The 18,092-nt window shown below is 72.7% G+C and carries 16 protein-coding genes; 9 read left to right on the top strand and 7 right to left on the bottom strand.

From position 1 onward, the window contains the following. Positions 1-43 precede the first annotated feature (43 nt). Positions 44-1,501, bottom strand: coding sequence for a glycerol kinase GlpK (gene glpK, locus HS041_RS03565; RefSeq protein ID WP_196439079.1), 1,458 nt, complete (start codon positions 1,499-1,501; stop codon positions 44-46). A gap of 412 nt (positions 1,502-1,913) precedes the next feature. Between glpK and HS041_RS03570 the strand changes: the two genes are divergently transcribed. After that, positions 1,914-2,705, top strand: coding sequence for an alpha/beta fold hydrolase (locus HS041_RS03570; protein WP_196439080.1), 792 nt, complete (start codon positions 1,914-1,916; stop codon positions 2,703-2,705). A gap of 78 nt (positions 2,706-2,783) precedes the next feature. Here the strand turns inward: HS041_RS03570 and HS041_RS03575 are convergent, their stop codons facing one another. Then, positions 2,784-3,350, bottom strand: coding sequence for a PadR family transcriptional regulator (locus HS041_RS03575; protein ID WP_196439081.1), 567 nt, complete (start codon positions 3,348-3,350; stop codon positions 2,784-2,786). 116 nt (positions 3,351-3,466) lie between these two features. On the opposite strand from HS041_RS03575, the gene HS041_RS03580 reads away from it, so the two are divergent. Then, entirely contained in the window at positions 3,467-3,859 is a 393-nt protein-coding gene (locus tag HS041_RS03580) for a nuclear transport factor 2 family protein (RefSeq protein ID WP_196439082.1), read from the top strand. Positions 3,860-3,934: 75 nt separating this feature from the next. Here HS041_RS03580 and HS041_RS03585 read toward each other — a convergent pair whose 3' ends face one another. Continuing rightward, positions 3,935-6,262, bottom strand: a complete 2,328-nt coding sequence (locus tag HS041_RS03585) for a polysaccharide lyase 8 family protein (RefSeq protein WP_196439083.1) — start codon at positions 6,260-6,262, stop codon at positions 3,935-3,937. Between the two features lie 67 nt (positions 6,263-6,329). Continuing rightward, positions 6,330-6,881, bottom strand: a complete 552-nt coding sequence (locus HS041_RS03590; RefSeq protein WP_196439084.1) for a hypothetical protein — start codon at positions 6,879-6,881, stop codon at positions 6,330-6,332. A gap of 479 nt (positions 6,882-7,360) precedes the next feature. Here HS041_RS03590 and HS041_RS03595 point away from each other — a divergent pair, with 479 nt between their 5' ends. The 5 genes from HS041_RS03595 to HS041_RS03615 are packed head-to-tail and all read left to right on the top strand — an operon-like array spanning position 7,361 to position 14,027. Further along, positions 7,361-8,668 (top strand): DUF8094 domain-containing protein, encoded by a 1,308-nt coding sequence (locus tag HS041_RS03595; protein ID WP_196439085.1) that lies wholly within the window; start codon positions 7,361-7,363, stop codon positions 8,666-8,668. 28 nt (positions 8,669-8,696) lie between these two features. Beyond that, positions 8,697-10,343, top strand: coding sequence for a hypothetical protein (locus HS041_RS03600; RefSeq protein ID WP_196439086.1), 1,647 nt, complete (start codon positions 8,697-8,699; stop codon positions 10,341-10,343). Beyond that, on the top strand, positions 10,340-12,112 hold the full coding sequence (locus tag HS041_RS03605) for a hypothetical protein (RefSeq protein WP_196439087.1): 1,773 nt from the start codon (positions 10,340-10,342) through the stop codon (positions 12,110-12,112). Before HS041_RS03600 ends, HS041_RS03605 begins: the two co-directional genes overlap by 4 nt. Positions 12,113-12,153: 41 nt before the next feature. Continuing rightward, positions 12,154-13,278 (top strand): MinD/ParA family ATP-binding protein, encoded by a 1,125-nt coding sequence (locus tag HS041_RS03610; RefSeq protein WP_307845157.1) that lies wholly within the window; start codon positions 12,154-12,156, stop codon positions 13,276-13,278. Continuing rightward, the gene (locus HS041_RS03615) at positions 13,278-14,027 is read left to right on the top strand and encodes a hypothetical protein (protein WP_196439088.1); all 750 of its coding nucleotides are present in this window, start codon (positions 13,278-13,280) and stop codon (positions 14,025-14,027) included. The genes HS041_RS03610 and HS041_RS03615 overlap by 1 nt, the downstream gene beginning before the upstream one ends. Here the strand turns inward: HS041_RS03615 and HS041_RS03620 are convergent. Together HS041_RS03620 and HS041_RS39720 are read right to left on the bottom strand one after the other, a co-directional pair. Then, positions 13,984-14,676 carry a hypothetical protein gene (locus tag HS041_RS03620; RefSeq protein ID WP_196439089.1) on the bottom strand — a complete coding sequence of 231 codons (693 nt, stop codon included), beginning with the start codon at positions 14,674-14,676 and terminating at the stop codon, positions 13,984-13,986. The genes HS041_RS03615 and HS041_RS03620 overlap by 44 nt on opposite strands. A 57-nt stretch (positions 14,677-14,733) precedes the next feature. Beyond that, the gene (locus HS041_RS39720; protein WP_196439090.1) at positions 14,734-15,105 is read right to left on the bottom strand and encodes a hypothetical protein; all 372 of its coding nucleotides are present in this window, start codon (positions 15,103-15,105) and stop codon (positions 14,734-14,736) included. Positions 15,106-15,156: 51 nt separating this feature from the next. Between HS041_RS39720 and HS041_RS03630 the strand changes: the two genes are divergently transcribed. Next, positions 15,157-15,975: a glycoside hydrolase family 16 protein gene (locus tag HS041_RS03630; protein WP_196439091.1), complete on the top strand. Its 819-nt coding sequence runs from the start codon at positions 15,157-15,159 to the stop codon at positions 15,973-15,975. Here HS041_RS03630 and HS041_RS03635 read toward each other — a convergent pair. Further along, positions 15,954-16,433 (bottom strand): GNAT family N-acetyltransferase, encoded by a 480-nt coding sequence (locus tag HS041_RS03635; protein WP_230878401.1) that lies wholly within the window; start codon positions 16,431-16,433, stop codon positions 15,954-15,956. The genes HS041_RS03630 and HS041_RS03635 overlap by 22 nt on opposite strands. Before the next feature lie 209 nt (positions 16,434-16,642). Here HS041_RS03635 and HS041_RS03640 point away from each other — a divergent pair, with 209 nt between their 5' ends. Beyond that, positions 16,643-18,055: an LCP family protein gene (locus HS041_RS03640; RefSeq protein WP_307845158.1), complete on the top strand. Its 1,413-nt coding sequence runs from the start codon at positions 16,643-16,645 to the stop codon at positions 18,053-18,055. The last annotated feature ends 37 nt before the right edge of the window (positions 18,056-18,092 follow it).

Below are 18,092 nucleotides of genomic sequence, written 5' to 3' on the forward strand. Positions count from 1 at the left end.
CCGGCTTCCCCGGCGCTTCCTCTGCGCTGTCCCGGCGGCAGGGTTACGGCTCGGCCCAGTCCAGCGTGCGCTGCACGGCTTTCTTCCAGTTCCGGTACTCCCGTTCCCGGACCGCCTGGCCGATCTGCGGCCGCCACTCGGCGGCCTTGTGCCAGTTGCCGCGCAGACCGGCGATGTCCGGCCAGTAACCGACCGCCAGCCCCGCCGCGTACGCCGCCCCCAGACAGGTGGTCTCGGCGACCATCGGCCGCACCACCGGGACCGCGAGCACATCGGCCAGGGTCTGCATGAGCAGGTTGTCGGCCGTCATACCGCCATCGGCCCTGAGCACCGTCAGCGGCAACCCGCAATCGGCGTTCATCGCGTCCACGACCTCGCGGGTCTGGAAAGCCGTGGCCTCCAGCGCCGCCCGGGCGATGTGGCCCTTGGTGATGTAACCGGTCAACCCGGCGATCACACCCCGCGCGTCGCTGCGCCAATAGGGGGCGAACAGGCCGGAGAAGGCGGGGACGAAGTAGCAGCCGCCGTTGTCGTGCACGGTTTTGGCCAGCGTCTCGATCTCCGCGGCGCTGGAGATCAGGCCGAGGTTGTCGCGCAGCCACTGCACCAGCGAGCCGGTCACCGCGATCGCGCCCTCCAGCGCGTAGGCGGCCGGGGCCTCACCGATCTGGTAGGCGACGGTGGTGAGCAGGCCGTGGTGGGAGGCGACCGGCTCGGCGCCGGTGTTCATCAGCAGGAAGCTGCCCGAGCCGTAGGTGGACTTGGTCTCCCCGGGGGAGAAACAGGTCTGGCCGAACAGCGCCGCCTGCTGGTCACCCAACGCCGCAGACACCGGGATCTCACCGAAGTATCCGTACACCTCGGAGGAGGGACGGATCTCCGGGAGCATCGCCCGCGGCACGCCGACGGCCTCGAGCAGCTCCTCGTCCCACCGCAGGCTGCGCAGGTCCATCAGGAGCGTACGGCTGGCGTTGGTCACATCGGTGACGTGGCGGCCGGTGAGGTTCCAGATCAGCCAGCTGTCCATGGTCCCGAACAAGACGTCGCCGCGCTCGGCGCGCTCGCGCAGGCCCGGCGTCTCATCCAGCAGCCAGCGGATCTTCGGCCCGGAGAAGTAGGTGGCCGGCGGCAGGCCCGCACGCCCGCGAAACAGCGGCTCGTGACCGGCCAGGTCGCGCACCAGCGCGTCGGTCCTGGTGTCCTGCCAGACGACCGCGTTGCAGACGGGCCGGCCGGTGCGCCTGTCCCACAGGACGGTCGTCTCCCGCTGGTTGGCGACGCCCAGTGCGGCGATCTCCAGGCCCTTGGTGGCCTCGGCGAGCACGGCCCGCACGTTGCGCCAGATCTCCTCGGCGTCGTGTTCCACCCAGCCCGGCCGGGGGAAGATCTGCCGGTGCTCGCGCTGGGCGACGGAGACGATGTTGCCGTCCCGGTCGAACACCATGCACCGGCTTGACGTGGTGCCCTGGTCGATCGCGGCGACGTAGTGCTGTCGAGGCACAGGGTTCCTCTTTTCCTACTGTTCGACATTGCCGAACAATACTGGAATGTAATTCGGCTCTCGGCGCATGTCAACCGGTCGCGTCCGACGCCGCCCCGTCGAATCGGGACCGTAGGCGCAGGTCAGGCGGGCGGGTGATCCGGTCCGGGCGCGGATCGACGCTTACGATCCGCCACCAGGGACGCTCCGGAAGCCGGTCGCCACCCGGACGCCTGACACCCCGGGCGGCCCTTCTCGGTGCCGCGCCTTGGCCCGGCCCCCGTGTGCCGGCCGGCCGCGACCGCGGAACCGCACGAGCCGCTCGCCCAGGGTTTCGCGATCGGTTCGGATAACGATGTCAGCGTTCGATATTGTCGAACTTTAGGGATGGGCGTACGCTCGCCGCACCCATCCGACCCCTGTTGGAGCAGACATGAACTTCACCGGCACGCGTGGTGAGATCGCCGTTCAGGTGTGGCCGCATGAGCGCCCCCGCTACGTCGCGATCCTGGTGCACGGGTACGGCGAGCACATCGGCCGCTACGAGCACGTCGCCGCCGCACTCGTGCGGCACGGTGCCGCCGTCTACGGCCCCGACCACCTCGGGCACGGCAGGTCCTCGGGCGAGCGGGCGCTGATCGAGGACTTCGAGGACGTCGTCACCGACGTGCACACCGTGGTGGAGCAGGCCAGGGCCGACCACCCCGGCGTCCCCGTGGTGGTCGTCGGCCACTCCATGGGCGGCATGATCGCCACCCGCTACGCCCAGCGCCACGGATCGGAGCCGGCCGCGCTGGTACTGTCCGGGCCGCTGATCGGCAAGTGGGCGGCGCTGGAGGTGCTGGCCGCGCTGGAGGAGATCCCCGACATCCCCATCGATCCGGCCACCCTCTCGCGCGACCTCACCGTGGGCGAGGCCTACGCAGCCGACCCGCTGGTCTGGCACGGCCCGTTCAAGAAGCCCACCGTCGACGCCTTCGCCCGGACCATGGAGGCCATCGCCGCGGCCGGCTCGCTCGGCGACCTGCCCACCCTGTGGATCCACGGCGAGGACGACCAGCTCATCCCGCTCGACGGCAGCCGCGTCGGCATCGACGGCATCCGCGGCACGAACCTCACCGAGCGCGTCTACCCCGGAGCCCGGCACGAGGTCTTCAACGAGACCAACAAGGACGAGGTGCTCGCAGAGGTGGCCGGCTTCGTCGATCGCGTTCTCACCCCCTAGCGCGAGCCGCCGGCGGCTCCTCGGGCCCGGCCCCGGAGAGACGGGACCGGGCGCCGGGACCCGGCACGGGGGACGGCGTCACCGGTCCCGCGCGAGGAGCCGCCGCTCCAGGACGGCCGTGGCCCGTTCGGCCCAGCGGATGTTCTCCTGCTCGAAGCTCAGCCCGCGCATGAGGGTCAGGTAGGGGCCGACGCGCTCGGCGTGGGCGAGGTACTCCTCCTCGGTGCGGCCGCCGAGGAGCCGGGCGCGCAGCCGCTCGTAGCGGGCGACCTTCGCCCTGGCCCACTCCATGCGCTCGCCGATCGCCGCCCGGACGGCGGTGACGTCGCCGGCGTCGACGGCCTGGACCTTCACCAGGAGCTCGTCGCGGATCGCGCCCGGCCTGGACGGCTCGGAGGTGAACTCGCTCAGCGCCCGGCGCCCGGCCTCCGTCAGCGAGAACAGGCGCTTGTTGGGCCTGCGCTCCTGCTGGACGACACGGGCCTCGACGAGGCCGTCGGCCTCCATCTTCTCCAGCTCCCGGTAGAGCTGCTGGGGCGTGGCCATCCAGAAGTTGGCCACCGAGGCGTCGAAGCCCTTGGCCAGGTCGTATCCGGACGCCTCGCCTTCCAGCAGGGCGGCCATGACCGCGTTACGCAGTGCCATGCGGCCACGCTATCACGAAGTTGAATAGTCAATTTTGCAACTAATCATGGACAGCGATCACCCACGCGGTTATCGTCCCAAGCACTTACTCAATTAATTCAGTAGGAGTTCAGGGGATGAACCCGTTCCGCAAGGCCGTGGAAGCCGGAGACCTGGAGGCCGTCGAGGCGCTGCTGGCTGAGGACGTCGTTTTCAACAGCCCGATCGCGTTCAAGCCGTACCCGGGCAAGGCGATCACGGCGGCGGTCCTGCGGGGCGCCCTGCGCGTCTTCGAGGACTTCCGCTACGTCCGGGAGATCGCCAGTGCCGACGGCCGGGACCACGTGCTGGTCTTCGAGGCGAAGGTGAACGGCAAGGAGGTCAACGGCTGCGACTTCCTGCACTTCGACGAGAACGGCCTGATCGACGACCTCACGGTCATGGTCCGGCCCCTGTCGGGGGCCAACGCGCTCGCCGAGGCGATGGGCGCCCAGTCCGAGCGGATCCAGCGGGAGGCGCTGGGCGGGTGAACGGCTTCGGCGCGATAGCCGCCCGGGCGGCGGGCGGCGCGGGCCCGATCTGGTCGCCGGCTGCCGGCCGGGATCTCAGCCGAGCCGTACGGTGACCGTCTTCGAGGCGCCGCCGCGGTCCGACAGCCGCCCGAACCTGAGGATGAGCCTCGCACCGGTCGCGGCACCCGCCAGCAGCGGGTGCCCGCGGATCAGGCGGGCCACCGGCCGGTCCCAGACCACGGTCAGCTCGTCCAGGTCGCGCCGGGGATCCGAGACGGTCAGCGTCGCCGTACCGTCGCCTCGCTCCCTGACGAGGACGGAGCACGGGGCGGAGGCGGCCACGTCGCCGGCGGCTCCGCCGTTCCAGAAGTTGACCGCGGTGATCCCGAGCGACGGGATCCGGACGCCCTGCCGGCGGTCGCTGTTGGCGAGCACGCACACCCATCCGGGGGCGGCGGCGCGGGCCCGGGTCTCGGCCAGGCTCGCCCCCGGCAGGAGCAGGTAGACGTACCCGGCCGCGACGGGGTCGACGCCGTGGTCGAGCCAGAGGGTCACGTAGCTCCGGGTCACCGGTTCCGAACCGCCGGTGCGCCGCTCACGCAGCGTGCGCAGGCGGGCGCCGCCGGGCAGGACGTAGCCGCCGTGCCCCTCGATGTGCGCCCAGCCCACCGGCCCGTCCGGGCCGCCGCGCGTGTCACCGTCCGTATCACCGTCCACGGTGAGCGTCGCGCCGGTCCTGCGGTTGTCCACGACGGTCTCGACCGGCACGCCGTCCTCGGCGGTGATCCCGGCACCCAGGCAGACCACCGCGTCGTCGAGGAAGAACCACGACTTGAAGGCCTCCAGCGTGCTCTCCAAGCCGCTCAGGTGCTGGCCGACCGCCGCGTACACGCCGTCGGTGGCACCGCCCACCCAGCGCCACGGCGGGCAGGTGTCGCCCCACGCGGTGCCGGCGCCGTCCGCCAGCCGCCGGGTGGAGACGGTCGTGCCCGGCAGGCGGTAGGGGTCGACGGTGGGCCAGAAGGAGTCGGAGTACTGGTCGCCGTGGCCGTCGGCCCACCAGTAGAGCATTCCCGACCCGGTGTGCCAGCCGCGCAGGTTCTCACCGTTGCCGTGCTCGTAGTGGCCGATCCGGTGGGAGGCCATGCTGAGCCCCGCGCACCAGGACGGCCTGCGGTGGACGGCGCGGGCGCTCATCGCCAGCAACCGGTGCCCGTCGGGCTCGGCGGCCGCCGGGATCGCGTCGTCGTCCAGGATCGCGGCGAGGCGGGCGTGGAACCCCAGGTCGTTGCGCTCGGCCGCCTCCAGCATGGGCACGGAGGTCTCCCGCAGCGCCCACCCTTTGACCATGCCCTGCCAGCGGGCCCGCTCGGCGGTGGAGGCCGCCTCCCCCAGCAGCAGGATCGCCGCGGCGATCGCGTGCCCCCTGCGGTGGTCGCCGTACGGCTCCCTGCCGACCGCGCGACCGCTGAAGAGGTCCATGCAGAAGCCGTCGTGGACGACCGGCGCGAACGACCTCTCGACCATGTCGAAGACGATCTGCCGGGCCGGGTCGGCGACCTCCCACGGCGAGCCGCTCACGACCGCGAACAGGGTCGCCAGGCCGGACAGCAGCGACGCTCCGTACGTGCCCTGGTAGGGGACGAAGGTGTGCTGGACGAACGAGCCGTCCCGGTAGAACCCGTCGCCCTCGGAGACGTGGCGGAAGACCGGGGAGAGCGCCGAGACCGCCAGGGCCGCCCTGTCCGGGTCGCAGCCGAGGACGGCGCGCAGCAGCGTCACCGTGCACAGGTCCACCCGGTTGGCCCCGGTGCTGGTGCCGCTGTAGTCGTCCAGGCGGCACTCCGGGACGAAGTGGTCCACCGCGTCCCGCAGCGCCGCGCTCTGCCGGTCCGTCAGGGGGGGGCCGATCAGCAGGGCCGCGTCGAGGAGCTTCCTGGGCGCGCCGATCTCCCAGTGCCACCAGTTTCCGGCCGGATCCGCGCCCGCGGCGTACACCAGCCGCCGATAGTGGTCGATGCCGGCGGCCACGGCGGCGGCCAGGTCCGCGTCACCGGCCAGGCCGGTCCCGGGCAGGGCGTACGCGCGGGCCATGGCCTGCAGCCGGGCGGGGGTGGCGACGAGCGAGGGGAACGGCAGGCCGGGCCAGAGCCTCGTGCCGGCCGGTGCCATGGCGTCCCGGTATCCGGCCGCTCTCACGCCCAGCTCGGCCAGCCGGGTCCGGTACGGCTCAGCCGTCGCGTCGAACCCCGGCCCCGCCGTCACCTCCCGCCACCGGCGGCGCAGCAGGGCGAAAGCCGCGTCTCCCGGGTCGGCCGCGCGCGGGCCCTCCTTCATGTGCACGGCATGCGGCGGGACCAGCGCTCCGACCGCGACGGCACCGCCGAGCCGGAGAAGGGATCGCCTGGAATATCCGGTCACGCATGGATTATCGGGATTCTCCGGTGGAAGTCACAGCCGTCTCACATCCCGCGCCGCCCGTCCCCGGTCAGCCGCCCGCCGGCGGCGCCGCGTCGTCCAGCAGGGTCCCGTGCTCCTGGGCCGCGAGGCTGTCGAGGAGCTTGAGGTACTCGCGGCCGCGGTTGGTGATCGCGACGTAGGACTGGAGGTCGAACCTGTCGTCGGGTCCCTGGTGGTCGATGCGGATGGCGTTGATCCCCGCCTCCCTGATCGGGACCACGAAGCGCATGGCGTCCAGCCGTTCCAGCTCGCGGACCATGTGGTTGGAGTACTGCACGTCGAACGGCCCGTCGGAGGCCAGACCCCTCAGATGCCTGAGCTCGTGCTTGGTCACGATGCCCGAGAGCGCCACCTGCAGGACGTGGATGTCGGACTCGATGACCCGCTGGCGATCCTCGACCCGGCGCAGCCGGATCCGGCTCGCCCCGCCCGCGTCGAAAGTGAGGTCCTCGACCGAGTACTGCGAGAGCACGAGGACCGCCACCGCGACCAGGATCTCCGGGGTCGAAAGGCGCCGGTCCTGGCCGATCAGGCCGAGCGGCACCAGGACCAGGTAGGCGACGAGGAGTGTCGCCGTCACCACGGAGACGGCCTGCCGTGCCGAGAATCGGCGTCCGGTACGCGGCCCCGAGGACAGCGGTTCCGAAGGCATCTGTCACCACACCCCTTTCCCCGGCGGCCCACCGGTTCCACCACGAGAAGACTCTTCTTCCGGAGCCGGGTCAAGGCTCGCCGCTGTCCGAACGGAATCGACCGGCTCGCGCATATGAGAACTATTCATGTCAAACCGGGAAAGATTGCATGATCATTGGCAGGCGCGCGACGCGAGGAGTCCTGCGGTCACCCCCGAAGCGGATTCGCCGTCGGGCGACCACCGGGCGAAATCTCTAGAGAAGGCCAGGTTAGCACGGTGCGACTCTTATCAGAACCACTTAAACCGGGATTTCGGATAGCCCCTATCCGAAATCTTATGCTATTCAAGTGACATAAGTCTTAATTATGAATAACCTCCCTCCTTTACCTTCCCCGAGGATCATTGTCAGTCTAATATCGGGATCTATGTCGCGGCATGCATCAGATCCCCCAGACAAACGCGTCTGGCCATCTGGGCACGCCGACACCGCCGCCGGAAGCGGCTTCGAGGACGGCGAGGACTGGGAGCCCGAGCGGCTGGGGACATCCGGGTGGCGCAGGCTCGCCCTGGCGGGGGTGGCCCTGGCCGCCCTGGGCGGTGCGGGAGCCTGGGCCGTCGCCTCCCGTTCCCCCGAGTCCGGGGCCGTGCTCGTCAACTCCACGCCGGCGCCCGACCGGAGCGGCTGGGAGGCCGCCGTGCCGCCGCCGGCACCCGACGACACGCGGCAACCGTCCCGCAGGCCCCCGGCCACCGCCGCCGGAGAGACCGAGAAGACGGATCCTCCGGCGGCCTCCGCGAAACCGCCGGAGGACTCCCCGGTGAAACCCTCGCCGGAGTCCTCGGTGACGTCCCCGGTGGATTCGCGGCCGTCACGGCTCAGCGTCAGGGAGGCGCGGCGCGTGCACGAACGCTACGCGCGGGACCTCTCCATGACCCAGTTCTCGATGGACAGCCGGGCGATGGGGAAGCTGGAGCAGGGACTCGCGCTGGAGATGTCACGAGCGAGCTTCGAGACCGCACGCATGCAGGACGCGAAAGTGCCGGCAGGGCCATGGCCCGAACCGAAGGTATGGGTTCCCCGCGACACCAACGGCACCACCGACTGGTTCCTGGCCGTCTCCCACCAGCCGGGGGTCGCCAGGGTGAGCAAAGTGCTGACCCGCACCTCGGCCGGATGGCGGCTGACGGCGTTCACCGCCGACGCGCGAAACCCTCCGGAACCGCTGCCCGGCATCGCGGCCGACGCCGAGGGATACGCCACCAGCCTGCCGGAGAACGCCTCCGGGCTGCTGGCGACCCCGCGCCGGATCGCCGAGGCCCACCTGGCGAGCATGGAGAGCACCACGCCGGACCCGATCTTCGCCGACGGTCCCTGGACCAGCGAGGCCGTGCGGTTCTGGCAGCAGGAACGCGCCCAGTTGGAGCGGGCGGGGTGGAGGCTCTCGCTCTCCTACCTGCGGGAGGGTCCGGTGCGCTCACTGATGACCCGCGACGGGGGCGCGCTGGTCTGGTACGGCGCCCGCTCCACCGACCTCCGCGAGGCCCGGCGGGCAGGCGCGACGGTCACGTTGAAGGGTGCGGCCGCGGTCCGCACCGCAGGCAAGTCGTTCGCCCGGTCGGCGAGCGTGACATACGGCCGCATGTACGCGGCCTACATCCCCCCAGCGGGTTCCAGCGAACGGGTCCGCGTGCTCGGCGAGTGGTCCGAAGTCCTGGAGAGCCACGGCACCTGACGTCCCCACCGGAAGGAGAGGAACGTTCATGACGGCACCATCACGTAAGCCCTCGCGCGCGACGGTCATCACCGCGGGGGTCGCGATCGGGGTGTTCGGGGCGGGTGCGGGGCTGGGGACCGTCATATCCGCGAATTCCGGGCCCGCCCAGGTGGAGACCGTACGGCTCGCCGCGGGCACCTACCTGCTGAACGCCGAGACCAGGACGTGGACCGCGGCGCAGGGAGGGAACGACACGCTGCTCTCGGGCGCCGGCGAGGGCAGCGCGGTCAGGGCCGCGAGCGGGGACCCGCGGGTCTGCCTCTCCCTCACCACCGGCGGCCAGGCGGTGGACGCCGGAGGCGCCGGCTGCCTCGCCCTTCCCTCGATCGGCGGCGGCCTCACCGCCCTCAGCCCAGGCAACCCCAGCGCCGATCCGGTCAAGCCCACCAAGAAGCCGTCCGACCCGCCGAAACCCTCCGCCTCGAACCCGCCCAGGAAAACGTCCGACCCGCCGAAGCCGCCCCCCTCGAACCCGCCCAGGAAGCCGCCGGCGCAGCCCGCTCCGGTGCGTCCCCCGGCGACCAAGAAGTCCGCCCCCACCCCCGACCCGAAGCTCACGCAGAAGGTCACCGGCAATCTGGAGGGAAGCGAGGTCTCCGTCCACGCGCCCAAGATCGCCGTCATCGAGCAGCCCTCCCGGAGCGCCGAGCCTCCCAGGACCACCGCGAACCCATCCCCGCGGACGAGCGCCAGGGGTTCCGCCCCGCCGACGGCCGGCGGGCCCGGCCCGCAGTCGAGCCCCGGCGGGTCCGCCGCTCCGGCGACTCCCGTCCGCACGCCGTCCGCCGGTGCCCGCATCGCGCCACCCTCCGTGGAGACGCTCCGACCGGCGTTGCCGCCCCGGAACGCCCCGGCGACCTCCCCCGGCCCGCGTACCCCCGGTCCGGACGACAGCGCCCAGAGCCCGCCGTCCGCCCGGTCCTCCGGGCCGCAGCAGCCGGAGACCGGCGGCACGGACGCCGAGCCGCAGACCAGCCCGTCTTCCTCCACCGGCGACTCCGTCCACGGTGACCCCTCCCTGCCGGTCTTCCAGGATCCGGAGCTCCTGCGGCGTGCCTACGAGGCTCTGGGGCTGGACAGGAACATGCGGTACACGGACGCCAACGGCGTGTGGGACCTCAACATCGCCCCGCCCGGCACCCCGCCGTGCAGGAACTACACCGCCGCCGAGCTCCGCTCGCTGCGCTCGGCCCAGGACGGCACGGCCCTGCCCGAAGGGGTCATCCCCCGCGACTCGTGCCAGTGGCCCGCCTTCATCCGCTGGCTGTTCGCGGATCCGGCCCCCGGTGAGGTCAGCAACTGGACCAAGTTCACCGGCCTCCCCGAGCGCGACCTGGAACTCGTGGTGACGGACTTCCCCGCCGCGCGGCCGAGCCCCGAGCCTTCCGGTCCCGACGCCCGGCCCGACCAGGAGCAGGACCAGCCGGAAACCGACCAGCCCGGCCTCCACCAGCCGGAAGCCGACCAGCCCGGCCTCCACCGGCCGGGCCCCGACAGGCCCGGCGTCTACCGCCCGGACCACGCCGGTACCGACGGTCACGACACCGGCCGCTCCAGTCCCGGCGGCCACGACACCGACCGGCCGGACTCCGGCGAGATGCCGCCGTACTCCGGCGAGTACACGGGCCCGTGAACGCGTCCACCGGCACCGGGAACACCGTGCTCGGCCCCGGCCAGTGGGCGGCGTGGGTGAACGAGCACGGCGCCCACCTGCTGGACTACGCCGGATACCACCTGGGAGCGGAGGGGGCGACGGCCGCCGCGGCCGCCGCCGTCGCCTCGTGCGGCGCGGCGGCGGGTCCGGAGGGCGTCTCGGTGCGGGCGCGGCTGCTGGCCGCGCTCCGCCGTGACTGCTCCCGCGCGCCCGGCCACCGCCCGGGATACGTCCCGGGCACGGGACCGGGCATGCCCGGCGCCCTGCTGATGGAGCGGGCATGGGGACTGGTCGACCCGCTGGGCGCGGAGAGCCTCCGGCTGATGTTCCGCCACGAGCTGACCCTCGAGGACCTCTGCCACGTGCTGGCCCTGCCCGCGGACGAGATCGGCAGGCTCGCGACCAGGACCCAGGACATCATCGAAACCCTCGTCAGCGCGCTGGACGGCCTCGCCCACGGACGTGCCCCCTGTGCGGCGCTGCGCCCGCTGGTGGACTCCGCGTTCCCCGGCGAGCCGTGGCGGCAGGCCGGCGGCTCCGGGGACGCGCGCGCGGAGCTGCTGTCCCACATGGTCCGGTGCCCGGTGTGCACACGGCCGATCAGCATCCGCTACACGGTCCCGCAGATGATCTCCCATCCGCCGATCCCGCCCCTCACCGCCGAGGCCGGCAGGCGCTTCCTGGACGCCCTGCCGCCGGCGGTCCCGCTCTCCGCGCCCCCGTCCCTCCCCGCGGCCCCGGTCCGGCCCACGGGCTCCCCCGCCGACCCTCCCGGTGCCGCGGCCCCGCCGACGGTGCCGAACCTGCCCGTCCGGCGCGGCACCGCTCCGTACGCGGCGGGCCGGGGCCCGGCGAAACCGGCGCGTCCGAAACCTCTCCCGCCGCCCCCGGCGACCCCCGGACGGCGGGAGGAGGAGACGCTCCCCTCCCTCCCCGCGGTCCCGCACCGGCTCCCTCCCGGAGAGGAGACGCTGCCGTCCCTCCCGGCGGTCCCGCGCTCGCGGCCCTCCCCGGCCCTGCCGGAACCGGGGCGGGACACCCCGCTCTACGACGCGCTGCTCTCCCAGGTCTGGGCTCGCGAGATCCTGGCCCGCACCGGCGGCGCGCCTCTCGCGGGACGAGCCCGGCTCGACGTCTCCGCGTCCATCCCGGCACCCGCCCTACGGTCTGCGACCCGGCCCTCCGCCGGATCCCGCGCCGCGCCCGCGGGCAGGGACCGCGGGCCGGAGCGGCGCCGGCTGGCCGAGGCGCTCCTGTGGGCCGGGGCCCGGGTCCGCGCCACGACGGTCAAGATCGTCATCATCGTCGTCGCGGGCGCCGCGGGAACCCTGACCGGGATGAACCTCCTCGGTCCCGCCCTCGGCGACGGGACCCCGGCGCGGTCCCTGCCCTCCTCACTGCCCCAGGCCGCCACGACCGCCGCGACCGCCGCACCCCCCACCGCGGACAGAGGCGAGCTCTCGGCGCGGCTGCGCATGCCGTCCGAGATCGCCCTGGACGAGTACGGCAGGGGCGGCGCGACCCTCACCTCCCTGTCGGAGGACGTGCTGCAATGGCGCGTGTCCGCTCCCGGCCTGGCCGTGAACCCCTCCAGCGGCACGCTGAAGCGGGGAGACACGGTCGTGATAACCCTGCGTGCCCTGCGCGTCCGCTACTGGTGCGGCGCCCCCGCTCCCGTCACCGCCCCGCTGACCCTCCACGGACCCGACGACTCGATCTCCGCGACGGTGCGCTGGCGCACCTGCTGACCGCCTCCCGTCTCACACCGTCCCGCGAAAGGACCCCGGCCATGGCAGAGACCCCTTCCCGGACCCATCCCGTCCCACCCGCCCCTCCCGAGTCCCAGCCGATGTCCTCACCCGCGACGCACACCACGGCGCACCCCGCGGCACACGCCGAGCCGGCGTCCGGAACCCGGCCGGACACGGCCTCCGAGGAGCCGCCCGGGACCGCCCCGGAGAACGGGTCCGATCCCCGGCCGGAGACGGTCCCCCTCACCGCGGAACACCTGCTCACCAATCGGCGGCCCGAGCCCTCGGGAGGCTGGCGGCGGCTCGTCTGGCAGCTCTCCGGCAGGAGGTACATCCCCTCCGAGTCGGCGGCGGAGATCGAGCGGCGCACCCTGATCGCCCACGCCCAGACCCCCGTGGCGAGCGGGCACCACCGGATCGCGGTCATGAGCCTCAAGGGCGGGGTCGGCAAGACCACCACGACCGCCGCACTGGGCAACACGCTGGCCTCCCTCCGGGGGGACCGGGTGATCGCGATCGACGCCAACCCCGACCGGGGGACCCTCGGGCTGAAGGTCAAGTCCGAGACGGCCGCGACCATCCGCACCATGCTCGCCGAAGCTCCCCACATCCTCCGCTACGCCGACGCCCGCGCCTTCACCTCGCAGTCCCCCGCACGGCTGGAGATCCTGGCCTCCGACACCGACCCCGCCGTCAGTGAGGCCTTCGACGCGGAGGACTACCGCACGGTCGCCGGGTTGATCGAGCGCTACTACTCGATCTGCATCACCGACTGCGGAACCGGTCTGCTGCACGGCGCCATGGGCGCGACCCTGGAGCTGGCCGACCAGATCGTGCTGGTCAGCCTGGTCGCCGTGGACGGGGCGAACTCGGCCGCGGCCACCCTGGACTGGCTCAACGCCCACGGGCACGCCGCGCTGGCGAAGAACGCGATCGTCGTGCTGAACGCGGTGGAACCCAAGGGCGACGTGGACCTGGAGCTGCTGGAACACCACTTCACCTCCCGCTGCCGCGCGGTGATCCGCGTGCCGTACGACCCCCATCTCAAAGAGGGCGCGGAGGTGGACCTGACCCGCCTGCGGCCCACCACGCGAGGCGCCTACCTGCGGCTGGCCGCGGCCGCCGGCCAGTCGTTCGGCCTGCACCCCGCCCGGAGCCGCTGATGCCGCCGACCGTGGAGGAGTCCGTGCTCGACGTCGACCTCGGCCCTCCCGGGCGCGCGTCCCGGCGGCGGGCGCTGGCGGTTCTCGCGGTCGCCGGGGTGGCCGCGGCGGCGCTGACGGCATGGCTGCTCCCGCGTGCCGCGGCCGGTCCGGCGGCGTCCCCGCCTGCGCCGACCCCCTCCTCCGAGGTCGTCCTCGCCGCTCCCTCCGCCCACCACGGTGACGCCGGGTACCCCGTCGGGTTTCCCCGGACCGAGCTGGGAGCGGTCTCCGCGGCGGCCGCGGCGCTGGAGGCCGCCTGGACGCTGGACTCCGGCCAGGCCGAGCAGGCCGCGGTGCTGTACGCCCTGCCGGAGCAGCGTGAGGCCGCGCGCGACGGCGCGGACGCCACCGTCCGCGGATGGCGGAAGACCCTCGGGCTGCCGGAGGACGGCGAGCTGCCCGAGGGAGCCGCCCTGCGGACCGAGACGGTCGGCGTGCAGTGGCACAGACGGGCCGAGGACCAGGTGCAGGTCTCCCTCCTGGTCCGGGTGAACGCCGTCAAGGGCACCGAGGAGACCGGCCCCGCCTACTCCAGCCCGTTCGCCATGAGCGTGCTCATGGTCTGGAGCCCCGCCGTCCGGGAGGGGACCGGGGACTGGGTCAACGCACCCGACCCCCTGCCCGCCGTCGTACCCGAGGTCGCGGCTCCCGGCACTCCCGAGTTCACGGCGGCCGGGTGGAGACCCGTCGCCCGTCCCTCCTCATAGCCCTCTCCTCATAGACAGCGGAAGATCTCATGCCCCCACGCACCCCTTCCCGGCGCGTCACCCTCGTCTCCGGCCTGCTCATGGCGGGCATCTCCGCGACGGCCGGCGCGGTCATCGCCCAGCCCTGGGCCGCCGCCGCCGACCCCGTGCCCATGCCCATGCCCGATCTCTCCTCCCCCGACGCCCCTCCCCCTCTGCACGCCCTGCCCGTGCCCGACCCCGAGGATGACCCGGACGACCCCGCGAGGTCCCCGGCTCCGGTCCCGGTCCCGTCGGAGGACCAGGACGGCGTCACCCCGTCCCCTTCCGAGACCACCGCGGACCCGGTCCCCACCCGCAGGCCCCGGCGCACCCCCGCGCCCGCACCGTCGCAGTCGTCCTCGGCCACGGCGACCTCCAGCCCGACGCCGAGCCCCTCCGCACCGTCGCAGTCGTCCTCGGCCACGGCGACCTCCAGCCCGACGGTGAAGCCGACGCCGAGCCCCTCCGCGACCGCCTCCACGCCGTCGGCCACCCCGGCTCCCACGACCGGGAAACCGGCCACCCCGGATCCCGGCGCCAAGCCGAGCCCGACCGGGAGCCCGAAGAAGGAGACGCCGAAGAAGACGAAGACGCCCGCGCCGAAACCGTCCGCCACCGCCAAACCCACCGTCAAACCCACCGCCAAACCGACGTCCACCGCCAAGCCCGCTCCCTCCGTCACGGCTCAGCGGCCCACGCCGAAGCCCACGCCGCAACCGGTTCCGCCGAGCCGACCGGCCGTACCGGGTCCGGCCTCCTCCGTCACCGCCGCCGAACCGGCGCCCGCTCCGCCCACGAGGGCGTCACTGCTCGCGATGGCTCCGCGGGTCGTGCCGCTTCCGCCGCTCGCGATGCCCTCCACCGTGAGCTGCGCGTCCTCCGACGCCTCCACGTGCTGGGGCCTGGCGCCCTGGCACGGCCGTACCACCGGCGCCTCTCCCGCCGCCTCCCCGAGCGACTCGGTTCCGGCCGGGCCGCAGGAGCGGGAGAGCCCGAAGCGGCAGCGGCCGGCCACGCCCCGGTGGGTCTTCGCCCCGCCCTCCGTCCTGGCACCCACACCGGTGGCGGCTGCGCGCCCTGCCGGACGCGCGCTCCAGGGGCCATCGGGGTGCTGGGCCTTCAGCCCGCCCTCGCTCTGCGCCAGATCCGGGGGGCGGTAGCCGTGGTCTCCCGTTCCCACCTGCGGACAGGCGTGCTCAGCATGGTGGCGGCGCTGGCCCTGAGCACGCTCACCGCCGCCCGGGGAGAGACCGCCCCGGCCTGCCCCGCCGTACCGGACGGCTCCAGCGCCGCCGAGGCCCACGGCTGGGGTGCGCCGGCCTGGTGCGCCGAGTTCGACGACTACCTGCAGCCGTCCGACTGGGTGTTCTACGACTCGCCCGGGCACGCGGGCAACGGCCGCCGCTCGTCCGGCCAGCTCTACCTGGGCGACGGCACGCTCTACCTGTACGGCCGCGCGGACGGGACCACCGCCGGGCTGGCCAGCCAGCACGTCCAGACGTACGGCCGGTGGGAAACCCGCATCCGGCTCTACCCGGGCGCGGGCTCCTACCACCCGGTCGCCCTGCTCTGGCCCCAGCAGGGCGGGGGGAACGTGCGCAGCTCCACCGGCGAGGAGATCGACTTCCTGGAGGTCATCGACGACCCCGAGCGGCAGCGGCCGGCGTTCTTCCTGCACACCCCGCAGGGGCAGGAGCAGGCCCATGCCGAGGTGGACATGACCACCTGGCACACCTACGCCGTGGAGAACAGCCGGGACGGGGTCGTCGGCTACATCGACGGACGGGAGTGGTTCCGCTCGGCCAACGCCGCGCACAGCCCGATGTCGGCCTGCCTGCAACTGGACTGGTTCCCAGGCAGGGGCAGCGCGGGAGAGGCGTGGATGGAGGTGGACTGGCTGCGCATCTACCCGATGGGGTCCTCCTGAGCGGCCCGCCCGAGGCGCATCTCCAGGATCTGGCCCGGCCACTCCCCGACCGTGAACGGCTCGGTCCTGGTGAAGCCCTGGCTCTCGTAGTACCTCACCAGCCGGCCGTCGTCACCGGCGTAGCAGTCGACCCTCACCAGCGCGACCCCCCGCTCGGCCGCCTCGGCGGGGGCGAGCGCCAGCAGGGCCGATCCGACGCCGCGGCCGTGGAAGCGCCGGTCGATGACGAGGGCCTGGACGTAGAGCTCGGGCTCGGGAGCGGGCGGGACGTAGGGCATCGGAGGACCGAGGACGATGCACCCGGCGGGCTCGCCGTCCGACTCGGCGATCCGCATGCCCCCGGAGGCCGCCCACCCGGTGATCCGCTCGACGCGGGTGGGATCGGCGGAGAACGGCTCGCTGCCCCACTGGCCGGTACGGCCCTGCGCCGTCAGCCACTCCACCGCGCTGTCGAACATCCTCAGAACGGCCTGAACATCGCCGATTCCACCATTACGGATAATCACCGGCGGATCGTAACAGGACCACATTCCTCTCACGCGACACCGATAAAACTCTGCTGGAGTTCTTATCCGACCCTTATCAGGGATTAGTACACTCAGTCACGGCCGTTATACAGCTCACCTGACACGGGAGCACGTCCTGGCCCGTCCTTGTCTGGAGTCACGTGAGCAGCCGCCTGACCGTCAGATCCGCCAAGCCCGCCCACCGAGCGAGGCCGCGCCGGCAACGCCGATGGATGTGGTGGCTGGTGGCGGCGGCCATGCTCTTGGTGGTCGCGCTGACCGCGACGGCGGTCGGCGCCTACGTCAAGCTGGCCGGGAACGTCAAACACATCGAGGTCGGCGCGGAGGACCTGGGGGCCCGACCGGCCAAGGTGGCGACCAAGGCGATGAACGTCCTGGTCGTCGGCTCCGACCAGCGTGACGGCAAGAACGCGAGATACGGCCGGTTCGCCGGGGAGCGGACCGACACGATCATGCTCGCGCACATCTCGCCGAAGCGGGACAACGCGATGGTCATCAGCTTCCCGCGCGACTCGATGGTCGAGCTCCCCGCCTGCCGCGCCCGGCAGGGCTTCCCCGGCCAGCAGCCGCACACCGGCATGATCAACGAGTCGTTCAACTCCGGCGGCATCGCCTGCACCTGGAAGACCCTCGAAACGCTCACCGGCATCCACATCGACCACTTCGTGAAGGTCGACTTCACCGGCTTCAAGGGCATGGTCGACGCGGTCGGCGGGGTCGAGGTCTGCATACCCGAGCCGATCAACGACACCAAGGCGCTGCTCCACCTGCCCGCCGGACGGCAGACCCTCAAGGGCGAGCAGGCCCTGGGCTACGTCCGCGCCCGCTACAGCCTCGGCGACGGCTCCGACATCGGGCGCATCCAGCGACAGCAGATGTTCATCGCCTCGATGGTCAAGAAGGTGATGAGCGGCGAGACGCTGACCGACCCGACCAGGCTCTTCGGGTTCCTCGACGCGGCCACCAAATCGGTCACCACCGACCCCGGCCTGACCCCCGGGGTCATCAAGGACCTCGCGGTCAGCGCCGAGGGCCTGGCCGCCGGCCAGATCCACTTCATCACGACCCCGTGGCGCTACTCGCTCACCCACCCGGGGAAGGTGGAGTGGGTCGAGCCGCAGAGCAAGAAGCTGTTCGCCGTCGTCGCCGGCGACAAGCCGATCTCCGACGCCGGAATCAAGGGCGGGCAGACCCGGATCGCGCGCTCGAAGATCCACATCGAGGTGCGCAACGGCACCTGGCGCTCCGGCCTGGCCACCCTGGTCGCGGCCAAGCTTGAGGAGCAGGGCTACCACATCGCCAAGATCGGCGACACCGCGCGCAAGCCGTACCCGAAGACCACGATCGCCTACTCGCCGAAGGGCGCGACCAAGGCGCCGACCCTCTCCCGCGACCTGCTGGTCTCCAGGGGCCGCCTGCTGCCCGGGGCGACGACCGGGCGGCTGGTGCTGACGATCGGCGACGACTGGCAGGGGCTCAAGGAGGTGCGGGCCGGCGGGAACGGCGGCCTGGAGAGCTTCGACGCCACCAACGACTCCTGCGCGAGCGCCTGACCGTCCCGGATGTGACCGCTCGGCCGTCTTCCACGCG

This window comes from Planomonospora sp. ID67723 (assembly GCF_015711605.1).
Classification (GTDB): Bacteria; Actinomycetota; Actinomycetes; order Streptosporangiales; family Streptosporangiaceae; genus Planomonospora_A.